The following is an 11,825-nucleotide window of genomic DNA, read 5'->3' on the forward strand; positions in this document are numbered from 1 at the left end:
GCGTGGGACTACGGCTTCCCCTTCAACGCGGCCTCTGTCGCCCGCAGCAGCGGCTCCGCGCTCACCGGCGCGCCCGTCGCATGCGTCATCCACACGTCCGGCGTCACCGAGCCATACGTCGCCATCCGCTCGAACTCCGCGCCCAGCGGCCCCTTGCGCGACAGGTGCTCCTCAATCTGGAACGCGATGAGATGCCCCAGCGGATAGTCCGGCAGATACAGCGGGTAGCTGATCATGTGGCTGTAGATGGCGAGCAGCGTCGTCCCCTCGCCCCCCAGCACCGGCGCGAAGTAGCGAGCCCACACGTCGCGGGAGATCGACACCACCGCCTCACGCAGCTCCGCGGCGGTGGCCTCCGGGTGCGCGTACAGCCAGTGCCACACGCCCATGTCCACCATCGCGATGCCCGAGCGCTCCCACGTCTGCCAGAAGTCGCCGAGCACCCGCTCCCGCTCGCTGGCCGCATCCGGCTTGCCCAGCCCGAGCAGCTCCAAATCCCGCGCCTGGAACACGAAGGCCAGCGCCTCCGTGAAGGCGTTGTTGGGGACACCCGTGAGCAACGTGTGGTCCACGCCGTAGAGACTGAAGGCCTGCTCCACGTTGTGCCCCAGCTCGTGCACCGCGATGTTGTAGCCCTTGTAGCTCATGCCCTCCTTCTCCACGCGCGTGCGCAGCCGAGGGAAGTCCCCCCTGCGCATCGCCTGCTGGGCATGTCCCGCCCCCCGCGAGGCATCCACGCGGATGTGCGCCGCGAGCCAGTCCGCCTTCTGCGCGCTGAACCCCATGCCGCGAAGGATGCGGGGCATGTCTTGCGCAAACGCCTCCGCGCTCGGGTAGCGCTTGCGAGTCAACGCATCCAGCTCCGACTCCGGCCGCTGGGCTCCCGGCTTGAACCCCGAATACCAGACGTCCTGCGGCTCCAGCTTCCGGCCCAGCCGTGTCTCAATCTCCTTCGCCACACGCGGCACCAGCGGGGACTCCAGCACCTGCGTCAGCAGCGCCTTCACCCGCTCCTCGGGCAGCTCCCGACCCAGCTCGAAGGCGCGAGCGATGCGCGTGGGCGCCACCGGCACGAACGGGTCCGCCCTGCGCGCGGCCTGGAAGATGGCGAGCAGCCGCGCGTAGCGCACGTCCTGCTCCCGCGTCGCGTCCGCCTTGGCTTCCTTCGATGGCGCATCCGCCTCCACCGTGTCCGCCGGCGCCACCGTGACAACGTTGGTGTATGGGTTCCAGTCCAGCCTCGGGTTGTCGATGACGGCCGCCGGAATCGTCTGGGTGATGATGCGCTCCATCACCTGGACGATCATGCGCTGCTTCTCGCGCCCTCGCGGGTCCGCGTAGTCCGCCTTCAGCTCGTCGCGCAGGTTCCAATGGCTGATGAGCCGCAGCCCCTTCGGGAAGAGCCGCTCGCCGCGCTCGTCCAGCAGGTGGTGCATCCACACGTTGTATTCGGCGATGTAGAGGTTCGCCGCCGCCACCTCACGCGAGGACTCCTGGGCGATATCCGCGGGAACCCGCATGCTGAAGCGCCCGGCGAGTCTCGCCTCCGCCCACTGCCTGCGCGTCCACGTGGGCCCCTTCTCCGTACGCTCCGACAGCGTCGTCAGCGGGAAGTTGAGCAGCACCACGAAGGCGACCTTCGCGCGGAACAGGTCCTCGGTGACGTGCGAGGACGGGTCATAGGCCGCCACCAGCGGCTCCACCGGCAACAACGGCCCCAGGTCCAGGTCCGTGTACCACTGCGTCTCGCGCCCCAGCTCGAGCATGTGCCCATCCAACTGCTCGAACAGCCGCTCCAACCGGGCGAACGTCGCGTCCAACACCCGCGCGTCCGACACGAACTGCTCACTCACGAAGACAGACAGGTCTCCGTCCTCGGCCCGCCATTGCAGGGCGACCTGATCGACGCCCCGTTCGATGCGCTCGCGCGACGCCTCCCCATGTTTCGCCACGAGTCCGGCCTTCACCGCCGCCAGGTCGAACGCGGGCTTCATGGCTCGGGACTCCTCCGGCGCAATGACAGGGGGCCGTGCGGGGGTGGCACATCCCAATGCCAACAACAGAGGCCAGGAACGGACGGCGGAAAAGAAGCGTGGCTTTGGAGAGGACATGGGCAGGCACCAGAAAGCACGAAGGGCCCGACCTTGGCAGGCCGGACCCTCATGATGCATCCAGGAAGTCGTTGCGAACGACGTCGGGAATCAGCCAGCGCGGACGTTCTGCGCCTGCAGACCCTTGGGGCCGCGGGCCACTTCGAACTCCACCTTCTGCCCCTCCTGGAGGGTGCGGAAGCCATCCATGTTGATGGCGGTGTGGTGGCAGAACACGTCCTCACCACCGCCGTCCTGGGTGATGAAGCCGAAGCCCTTCGCATCGTTGAACCACTTCACGGTACCAGTAGCCATTCGATTTCTTCTTCTTTCGTCACGGACGCGAAAATCCGCCGTCCGGTCCTACCGAGCGAACCCTAAAGGACCCGGGGAATCTATGCGGCCTTTCCCCGGGAAGTCCACTTCAGCAGGCTACCAGCCGCACTTCTGGCCCTTGTTCTGGGCCTTCAACCACTGACGCAGCGGGCTGAAGTAATCCAGCAGTGGTGTCGCATCCATCTTCCGCGTTCCAGTGACGACCTGGAGCGCCTCCGGCCAGGGCTTGCTCGCGCCCAATTCCAGCATCGCCTGGAGCCGCTTTCCGGCCTCCTTGTTGCCGTAGATGGAGCACTCGTGCAGAGGGCCCTTGAAACCTGAAGCCTCACACAGCGCCTTGTGGAACTGGAACTGGAGGATGCGGGCCAGGAAGTAGCGCGTGTAGGGGACGTTCGCCGGCACGTGATACTTGGCGCCCGGGTCGAAGTCCTGCTCGGAACGCGCCACCGGCGCGGCAACACCCTGATACTTCTGGCGCAGCGTCCACCAGGACTTGTTGTAGTCCGCCGGCTTCACCCGGCCGGAGAAGACCTCCCAGCGCCACTGGTCCACCAGCAGGCCGAAGGGCAGGAACGCCACCTTCTCCAGCGCGTCCTTCATCTGGAGGTTGATGAGGTTCTTGTCGTTCTTCGCCACTTCCTTCAGCAGACCGACCTGCTGGAGATAGGCGGGGGTGATGGACAGCGTCAGCGCGTCGCCAATGGCCTCGTGGAAGCCGTCGTTCGCGCCGGCCTGATAGAGCACGGGCAGGTTGTAATAGTACGTGTAGTAGTAGTTGTGACCCAGCTCGTGGTGGATGGTGACGAGGTCCTCCTCGGTGGGCTTGATGCACATCTTGATGCGCAGGTCGTTCTCGTACGTCACGTCCCAGGCGCTGGCGTGGCAGACGACGTCCCGGTCCTTCGGCTTGGTGAACTGGGAGCGCTCGAAGAAGGACTCAGGGAGCGACTTGAGGCCCAGCGAGGTGAAGAACTTCTCACCCAGCCGCACCATCTTCAGCGGGTCGTAGTCCTGCTTCTTCAGCTCGGAGTCCACGTCCAGGCTGGCCTGACCGGGGAACGGCTCCACCAGGGGGTAGATGTTGTTCCACTCCTGGGCCCACATGTTGCCCAACAGGTGCGCCGGAATGGGCTTGCCCGAAGGCACCTTCTCCGCGCCGTACTGCTTCGCCAGCCGGCCCCGCACATAGCAATGCAGGTCGTCATACAGGGGCTTCACCTGGCCCCACAGGCGCTGGGCCTCCTTCTCGAACTCGGCGGGCTGCATGTCGTAGCCGGAGCGCCACAGCGTGCCCAGGTCGTTGAAGCCGATGTCCTTGGCGCCGTCGTTGGAGATGCTCACCAGCTGCTGGTAGAGCGGGCGCATGGGCTTGGAGATGGAGTGCCAGCCCTGCCACGCATCCAGCAGCGCGTTGTAGTCACGGCTCTCCGCCATGACGTCCGACAGCTCCTCCAAATCCCTGCACTTGCCCTTGCCGTCGGCGCCGCAGTACTTGCCCTTGCCGTAGAGTCCTTCCAGCTTCGCGGCCGTCGTCGCCAGCTCCGCGCGCTTCTTCGCGTCCGAGGGCGCCGGCAACGCCTGGGACACGCGCAGCAGGTGCAGCATGCGCGCGGTGTCCGCGTCGAGCTTCAGGCCGTCGAAGCGGCGCGAGTCCTTGATGGCGCCGTTGACGTAGCCGAGCACCTCTTCGTTGACGTAGGCGGCGTTCCGCTCGGTGTCATCGGTGATGTACGTGGACTTGATCCACTCGGCGGTGGCCTGTTTCGTCCATAGCCGCTTGAGGTCCGCGTTCACCTTCTCGGCGAACTGCTTCGCCTCCTCGGGCGTGGCCTTCGCGGCGGGCGCCTGGGCAAAGCCCGGGACGGCGGTCAGCACCATGGCCGCGAGGGCCGAGCGCAGCAACGACTGCGGAAGTCGGGTCCGTTTCATGGGGCGGACCGTAGAGGAACCGCCGGCCAATGACATCCCGAAAGTAGGCCCTCCGGCACCTGCGCGCCCGTCCCACCACGTCGGCGTCCGGCCTCGTCGCCGGCTGACGCAACGCGAAAGCGGTATCGAGCGCCCCGGACGAAAGGGACGACACGCGCCCCAGGGCCCGCCCGTGGAGCAGGCGAGTCCCCTGCCCTCTCCCTCCCGAGTCCCCGGGCCGCGTTACAGCTTTGAAGCCATGCTCCTTGGACACACGAAGGACCCGACCTGGCCCGCGCCCGAGGACGCACTCACCGAGGCCCGTCGCTTCATGGGACAACAGCGCGGGAAGCGGGTGCTCGTCGTGCCCCACCCGGAGGTGGATGGGCTCGCGTCCGGCGTGCTCATCGTCCGTGCCCTGGAAGCGCTGGGTGCATCCGGCGCCCTCCGCGTGCCGGGAAAGGGAGAGCATGCCCATTCGCCAGGGTTCCTCGAGCGGGTCCGCGCCTACTCGCCCGAAGCCCTCATCGTGCTCGCCATGGGCAGCCGGGCGACACCTCGCCTCCCCACGCTCGTCGTGGACCGTCACCAAGAAGCCGAGCCGCTTCCCGCCGAGGTTCGGCTCCTCTCCGCGCACGGCCATGAACCCACCGCGAGCACCAGCCTGCTCACCTATGTGCTCGTGTCGCCGCTCATCGTGCCCGGGCCGCTGGAGTGGCTCGCGGTGCTCGGCACGGCGGGCGCGCTCGGCACCGACGCGCCCATGCCGTTCCTCAAGGACGCGCTGCGACGCGCGAACCGCAAGGCCGTGGTGGAAACGGTGTCCCTGGTGAACGCCGCGCGACGCTCCGCGCGCTTCGCCGCACCGAGGGCACTGGAGGTCCTCCTGCGCGCACGCAACGCGAAGGACGTCGCGGACGGCCACGTGCCCGGCGTGGACGAACTGCGCGACTGCCGCCTGGAAGTGCGTCGGGAAGTCGAACGCTGCGCGAAGACACCTCCACGCATCGCGACGAACGTGGCGCTCCTGCTGTTCAGCTCCGAGGCCCTGGTACACCCCCTGGTGGCCGTGAGGTGGGCGCAGCGCCTTCCCGAGCATCTGGTCATCGCCGCCAACACGGGCTACCTGCCCGGGCGCGTGGACTTCGCGCTGCGCAGCCAGGCGACCCGAGATCCGATGACCCTCCTCCAGGGACTGACGCCTTCCGCGCTGGGAGACGCGCTCACAGCGGGCCACGCCCACGCCACGGGTGGGAGCTTGTCCCAGCCCGACTTCCTCCGCTTCGCGGAGGCCGTGGGCCTACCAGGACTGCGCGCTCAAGACGTGGAGCGGCGAGGCGCGTTCCCGGGCTGATGGGATATGACAAGGGCCGTGCCACTCAAACACGCCCTCGTCGTGCTCCCTTCGCTGCTCGCGCTCGTGTCGCTGTCCGCGTGCGACTCCTCGGATGACGGGGAACTTCGCGGCTGCGAGCAGTACAGCTTCCCACTCTCCGCGCAGACGTCGTCAGGCCACCTGGCCGTCTGCGACAGCCCGGCCTGCGGCAACGGAGAGAATCCACCGAACTCCGGCCCGCACTGCGGCAACGTGGCGCGCTGCGGGGTCTACGCGGAGCCCGTGTCTCGCTGCCTCTACGTCCACAACCTGGAGCACGGGCACGCGGTGTTTCTCTATAACTGCCCCGACGGCTGTCCCGACGAGGTCGCGAAGCTCGAGGCCGCCGCGGCCAGCGTGCCCACGGGCGCAAACGGTGTGCGCCGAGCCCTGGTGGCGCAAGACCCGCAGATGCCCCAGCGCGTGGCCGCGCTGCTGTGGCGACGCACGTACCTGGCGGACGCCGTGGACCCGGAGGCCCTTCGCTGCCTCCTGGCGCACCAGGACTCGGATGCCCCCGAGCCTGGCCTTGCCTGCCCGGGCCCGTGAAACCTCGCGCATGACTCCTCGCTCGGAGCCCATGAGCGGTTCCGGCGGATGACAGTCGTCCCTCGCGGCGCGGGCCACGAATGCGGGGGCTCGCCCGTCGGTACGGAGGGCAGGCGTCCCGACGCTGGGTGCGGGCAACCGGTTTGTCGACTGCCAGCCATTTGTAGTCAGGGGCATGAAACCAACGCTCCGACGAAACCTCGCCGTGCTGGCGTTGGCGTGGCTGACAGCCGCCGTGTCGCCCGCCCTCGCTCAATCACAACCACCGGGTGTGAAGGGCCCCGTTCCCACGGGGATGCCCAATCGCCTCGCCGTGGGACTCTTCGAGGAAGCAGGTCAGAACTGGATGCGAGACAGCGGCGTCCCCTGGGACGTGCGCTACCGCTACTTCACCAAGGGCTGGGTGGACAACTGGGGTTGGGGGCAGCCCGATGGAAGCTGGGGGAAGGCCTTCCTCGATGAGTCCAAGACCCAGGGCTTCCTCCCTGCGCCCGTCTTCTACCAACTGTTCGCCGAGCCGGGCGGAGGTGAGGGCGAGTCGCTCGCCAAGGTGCAGAACGCGGCCACGATGCGCGGCTACTTCGGCGACCTGAAGATTCTGCTCCAGCGCGCGAAGGAGCTCGGCAAGCCGGTGCTGCTCCACATCGAACCGGACGCCGTGGGGCTCCTCCAGTTCCAGACGAACTCCAATCCCAACGCCTATGCCGCGATCGCCGCCACGGGAATGCCCGAGCTCGCGAGCCTCCCCAACACCGTGGCCGGCTGGGGCCTCGCCTTCCTCCAGCTCCGCAAGTCCGTGGGCGCCAACAACGTCATCCTCGGCATCCACATCTCCGCGTGGGCCAGCGGCAAGGACATCTCCTGCTGCTCCGTCACCGACCCGCTCCAGCCCGAGGTGGACAAGGTCGTCAACTTCCTCAAACCCCTGGGCCTTGGAACCAACGTGACGGGCGCCACCTACGACGTGCTCGTCGGAGACCCGCTGGACCGCGACGCGGACTTCTACAAGCTGACGCGGGCCCAGGACGTCTGGTGGGATGCCAGTGACAACGCCTCCATCTCCTCGCGCTCCTTCAATCGCTACGCGCAGTGGTTGACGCTCATGAACCAGACCACCGGCAAGCGATGGGTGCTCTGGCAGATTCCGCTCGGCAACTCCCAGCATCGCAACATCAACAACGACGGAAGCACCCGCGCGGGCTATCGCGACAACCGCACCGAATACTTCTTCGGCACGAGCGGCGACGCGCACCGCCGCAAGTTCGCCAACACGGGCGTCATCGCGCTCCTCTTCGGCGCGGGCGCGGGCGGACAGAGTTCGTATCCGAATGACCTGGGCGCGGATGGACAGCCCTACCTCAAGACTCACGCGGCCCCGTTCCTCCTCGCGGGTGGACTGACCCTCCCCGCCACGGGCACCTCGCTCCCCGGCTCAGGAGGGGGCACTGATGGCGGCTCGGGTGGAGGGACCGACGCGGGCACCGATGCCGGGACACGCGACGGCGGCTCGGATGGCGGCACGCGCGACGGCGGCGTGGGTGGCACTGACGCCGGGACGAGCGATGGCGGCACGCGCGACGGCGGCGTGGGTGGCACTGACGCCGGGACGAGCGATGGCGGAACACGTGACGGCGGCTCGGGTGGCACCGACGCCGGGACGAGCGACGGCGGCAGCGCGGCTCGCGGCTACGGCTTTGAGTCCAGCACCGAGGGCTGGTCGTCGTCGGGCGCTCCACTCAAGGCCGCGACGTCCTCCACGGCGCGAGCCCAGGCGGGGACACGCTCACTCGCGGTGCCCTTCAGCGGGACCTCGGGAACGGGCGTCGTGTCCGTCCTCACCGCCCCCGTCCCTCGCGGCGCAACCGTGACGTTCCGCGTCTGGATTCCCAGCGGCAGTGGCATCACCGCCATCCAGCCCTTCGCACTGGAAGGAGAGCCAGGCGGCTGGCGCTACACAGGGCGCTGGACGGCGATGGGCAGCCTCCAGACGGGAACCTGGAACACCGTGACGGTGGCCCTGCCCACCAACAGCACGACGCCGCTCTACCAGCTCGGTGTCGAGTTCACGACGAACAGCGGATGGACGGGCACCGTCCACCTGGACGCCATCACCTGGTAGCCCCCAGGGGCCCAAGAGTCGGGCCCCTTGGCCCCTCCAGGCCCTTCGGAATTCGCACCGGGGAGCGCAACTATTTCCGGACTTCAGTGTTTTTGTTCCCGGGGGAGTCCTCTCCCCCTTCGCGAACCAACTGAAGGAGTACCTCCGGATGATTCGACGCCTCACTCTCACCCTCGCCGTGTGCGTGGCCGCATGCGCACCCGACGAGGGCCCGCCCACCTCCCATACCCCACCGCTCGACGCGCCAGGACAACAGGAGCAGCACGCCGAGCCCCTCGAGACGCCCACCGAGCCCAACACCCTGCGCTTCCTGGAGCAGGCGACCTTCGGACCCCGGCAGGCCTTTGGCGCCCCGACGCCGCCCATCGACACCGTCGAACACGTCATGACGGTGGGCATCCGTCAGGCCATCACCGACCAATTCGCCGCGCCGCGCTCCACCTTCGACGGCCTTGCGACGAAGGACCTGGGCTCGCAGTTCTTCTTCCATGCCGTCCATGGACAGGACCAGCTCCGGCTGCGCATCGCCTTCGCCCTGAGCCAGATTCTCGTCGTCTCCCAGAACGGCATCCCCAACGTCATGTCCACGCCGGAGCCCGAGCCGCGCGTGGCGATGGCCAGCTACCTCAACCTCCTGTCCCAGCGCGCGTTCGGCAACTTCCGCCAGCTCCTGGAGGACGTGACGCTGCACCCCGCCATGGGCACGTACCTGGACATGGCCAACAACCGGGCCTTCAAGCCCAACGGCCAGCCCATCGAGCCCAACGAGAACTACGCGCGGGAGATGCTCCAGCTCTTCACACTCGGCCTCCACAAGCTGAATGAGAACGGCACCCCGGTGCTCGACAACCTGGGCCGCACGACGCCGTCCTACACCGAGGCGCAGGTCCAGGCGTTCGCCCACGCCCTCTCCGGTTGGACCTATGCCGGCCCCACCTGCCCGACCATCGGCCGGACGAATCCGCCGACCTACGCGGCGCCGATGATGGACTGCGCGGTGAACCACAACAGCACGTCCAAGGAGCTGCTCCGGGGCGTGTGGACCACCGCCAACGGCACGCCTCGTCAGCACCTGAAAGAGGCGCTCGACAACGTCTTCGACGACCCGAACCTGCCGCCGTTCATCTGCAAGCAGCTCATCCAGCACCTGGTCACCAGCAACCCCAGCCCCGAGTACGTGCAGGACGTGGTCAACATCTTCAAGAACAACGGCAGCGACGTCCGGGGAGACCTGCGCGCGGTGATCCGCAGAATCCTCCAGCACGACGAGGCCCGGGGCCCCGTGCCTCCCGCCGCGCAGGTCGCGACCTTCGGCCACCTGCGCTCGCCCGCGCTCCACGTCACCACGCTCGTCCGCGGCCTGAAGGGGACGCTCGACACGACGGGCACGTTGGACCCCGGCGCGAAGCTGAGCTCCTGGAGCCAATCCATGGGGCAATACGTGCCCCAACCTCCGTCTGTCTTCAGCTACTACCCGCCCAACGCGCCCGCCCCGGGAGGAGGAGGTCTGCTCGGTCCCGAGTTCGCCATCCTGGACACGGCCACCGTCACCGCGCGCGCCAATGTGACGCATGACCTGCTCTTCGCGGCGGCCACGGCCAACGCGGGCGTCCTCATCGACCTGGACATCCTCCCCGTCAACTCCAGCGACACCGTGCAGTGGCTCAACCGCTACTTCCTGCACGGCACCATGTCTCCGGAGCTGCGGGACATCGTCCTCAATGCCATCTCCCACCCGGATGCCGGCGACACCCTGCGCAGGAAGAAGCTCGCCGTCTACCTCACGTCCCTCGCTCCCGAATTCCAGATCCAGAGGTAGCCCATGAGCTTCTCACGACGACAATTCCTCCGTGGCACCTCGCTGGGCCTGGGATATCTGGCGGTCTCCTCCCCGATGCCCGGTTGGCTCGGGAACGCCGCCGCCGCGACGCTGTCCGGTTACGCCGGCTACCGCGCGACGGTGTGTGTCTTTCTGCTGGGTGGCAATGACACCAACAACGTCCTCGTCCCCCGGGACGCCGGCATCCACGCGCAATATCTCGACGCGCGCTCCACGCTCGGCATCCCCTTGAACGACCTGCGGCCCATCAACCCCGTGGGCCTGGCGCCGGGCGCCTATGGGCTCCATCCCTCGCTGGAGAAGCTCCAGGCGCTGTTCGAGCAGGAGCGCGCGGCCTTCGTCTGCAACGTGGGGCCGCTCACCCTCCCCATGCGCAAGGTCAACTACGAGCTGGGCGATGTGCCCCGCCCCGACAACCTCTTCTCTCACAGCGACCAGCAGGACGCCTGGGCCAGCGGCATCTCCAACCCCTCCACCGTGGACCTGCCCCCAGCGCTCGAGGGCAAGGCCACCGGCTGGGGCGGACGCACCGCCGACCGCCTCCACACGCACAACCCCGGTGACTATCCGGAGGTGACCTCCTTCGGCGGCAAGGCCCTGTACTCCGGAGGCGCCGAGCGACAGCCGATGATGGTGTCCTCTTCGGGCGTGCTCGAGATGAAGGGGACGTCCGACGCGGACTTCAACACCCTGCGTTCGGAGGCACTCGCGGACATCGTGGCCCTGGACCGGGGCGTCACGCTGGAGGCCTCTTACGGCGGTGTCTTCACCACCGCGCAGACCTTCGCCTCCGCGCGAGCCACCGCGCGCGCCGCCGCGTGGGATGCGCTGACCGACGACGCGCGGGTCGACATCGACGGCTACTTCACCCCGCCGCAAGGCACGACGGGCTGGACGCTGCACACGCAGCTCTACCAGGTGATACGCGACCTGGTCGCCGGCGCCGTGCCGTCCACGAGCGGAGGGCTGGGCGTGCGCAGACAGATGTTCTCCGTGGGGCTCGGCGGCTTCGACACCCACGTGGGCCAGGACGCCACGCAGACCGCGCTGCTCCTCCAGGTCGACTTCGCGCTGGACGCCTTCCAGAAGGCGATGACCCGCCTGAAGACCGAGGGCGTCTTCGGAGTGAATCCTCCCCAGGCCACGCTCTTCACCATGAGCGACTTTGGCCGGACCCTGGCTGAGAACTCAGACAAGGGCTCCGACCACGGCTGGGGCAGCCACGCCATCGTCCTGGGAGACCGGGTGCAGGGCCGCCGCCTCCACGGCACCTTCCCCAACCTGGACCTGTCCGCCGGCGCCGTGAACAACCTGGACTCCGTCGACGCCAAGGGCCGCTGGTTGCCTTCACTCTCCGTGGACCAATACGGCTTTACCCTGGCGTCGTGGCTGGGGCTGGGCGGCGTCGCTGATCGCGACCATGCCTTCCCCAATCTCACCGACTACGTCGCCGCCGCAACCTCCGGGGGCTTCCCCGCCGCCGCGCGCGCCTACCGGATTCCGTTCCTCCTGCCGGACCCCTGAGCGACGATTCTCAGAGGGGCGCGGGGTCACCTTCCCCTTCATCCACTCCGCGCCCCTCGACCCCCTGCGTCACCTTGAGCCAGG

Annotated in this window: 8 protein-coding genes; 5 read left to right on the plus strand and 3 right to left on the minus strand. The window is 68.1% G+C overall.

The window, feature by feature from the left end; translation table 11 throughout:
• Positions 1 to 8: 8 nt before the first annotated feature.
• The 3 genes from HUA78_RS29125 to HUA78_RS29135 all read right to left on the minus strand — a co-directional run bounded on the left by HUA78_RS29125 (position 9) and on the right by HUA78_RS29135 (position 4,355).
• Positions 9 to 1,994, minus strand: coding sequence for a hypothetical protein (locus HUA78_RS29125; RefSeq protein WP_254623955.1), 1,986 nt, complete (start codon positions 1,992 to 1,994; stop codon positions 9 to 11).
• A gap of 207 nt (positions 1,995 to 2,201) precedes the next feature.
• The gene (locus tag HUA78_RS29130) at positions 2,202 to 2,405 is read right to left on the minus strand and encodes a cold-shock protein (protein WP_141640610.1); all 204 of its coding nucleotides are present in this window, start codon (positions 2,403 to 2,405) and stop codon (positions 2,202 to 2,204) included.
• Between the two features lie 117 nt (positions 2,406 to 2,522).
• Entirely contained in the window at positions 2,523 to 4,355 is a 1,833-nt protein-coding gene (locus tag HUA78_RS29135) for a M2 family metallopeptidase (protein WP_141640609.1), read from the minus strand.
• 238 nt (positions 4,356 to 4,593) lie between these two features.
• Here HUA78_RS29135 and HUA78_RS29140 point away from each other — a divergent pair, with 238 nt between their 5' ends.
• The 5 genes from HUA78_RS29140 to HUA78_RS29160 all read left to right on the plus strand — a co-directional run bounded on the left by HUA78_RS29140 (position 4,594) and on the right by HUA78_RS29160 (position 11,741).
• Positions 4,594 to 5,688, plus strand: a complete 1,095-nt coding sequence (locus tag HUA78_RS29140) for a hypothetical protein (RefSeq protein ID WP_174467816.1) — start codon at positions 4,594 to 4,596, stop codon at positions 5,686 to 5,688.
• Positions 5,689 to 5,742: 54 nt separating this feature from the next.
• The gene (locus HUA78_RS29145; protein ID WP_254614449.1) at positions 5,743 to 6,258 is read left to right on the plus strand and encodes a DUF3105 domain-containing protein; all 516 of its coding nucleotides are present in this window, start codon (positions 5,743 to 5,745) and stop codon (positions 6,256 to 6,258) included.
• Between the two features lie 175 nt (positions 6,259 to 6,433).
• Complete coding sequence (locus HUA78_RS29150) at positions 6,434 to 8,377, plus strand: hypothetical protein (RefSeq protein ID WP_174477634.1); 1,944 nt, start codon at positions 6,434 to 6,436, stop codon at positions 8,375 to 8,377.
• Between the two features lie 148 nt (positions 8,378 to 8,525).
• A complete protein-coding gene (locus tag HUA78_RS29155; protein ID WP_174477635.1) occupies positions 8,526 to 10,196 on the plus strand; it encodes a DUF1800 family protein in 1,671 nt (556 codons plus the stop codon).
• A 3-nt stretch (positions 10,197 to 10,199) separates the two neighbouring features.
• Entirely contained in the window at positions 10,200 to 11,741 is a 1,542-nt protein-coding gene (locus tag HUA78_RS29160) for a DUF1501 domain-containing protein (protein WP_174477636.1), read from the plus strand.
• Positions 11,742 to 11,825: the final 84 nt, after the last annotated feature.

The sequence above is a fragment of the Myxococcus sp. CA033 genome (genome assembly GCF_013336625.1).
Lineage (GTDB): Bacteria > Myxococcota > Myxococcia > Myxococcales > Myxococcaceae > Myxococcus > Myxococcus llanfairpwllgwyngyllgogerychwyrndrobwllllantysiliogogogochensis.

Bases quoted from the DNA above. Each gene is read 5' to 3' on its own strand.
- HUA78_RS29150 (WP_174477634.1), top strand. From the start codon at position 6,434: ATGAAACCAACGCTCCGACGAAACCTCGCCGTGCTGGCGTTGGCGTGG.
- HUA78_RS29160 (WP_174477636.1), top strand. From the start codon at position 10,200: ATGAGCTTCTCACGACGACAATTCCTCCGTGGCACCTCGCTGGGCCTG.
- HUA78_RS29135 (WP_141640609.1), bottom strand. From the start codon at position 4,355: ATGAAACGGACCCGACTTCCGCAGTCGTTGCTGCGCTCGGCCCTCGCG.
- HUA78_RS29125 (WP_254623955.1), bottom strand. From the start codon at position 1,994: ATGAAGCCCGCGTTCGACCTGGCGGCGGTGAAGGCCGGACTCGTGGCG.
- HUA78_RS29155 (WP_174477635.1), top strand. From the start codon at position 8,526: ATGATTCGACGCCTCACTCTCACCCTCGCCGTGTGCGTGGCCGCATGC.
- HUA78_RS29140 (WP_174467816.1), top strand. From the start codon at position 4,594: ATGCTCCTTGGACACACGAAGGACCCGACCTGGCCCGCGCCCGAGGAC.
- HUA78_RS29130 (WP_141640610.1), bottom strand. From the start codon at position 2,405: ATGGCTACTGGTACCGTGAAGTGGTTCAACGATGCGAAGGGCTTCGGC.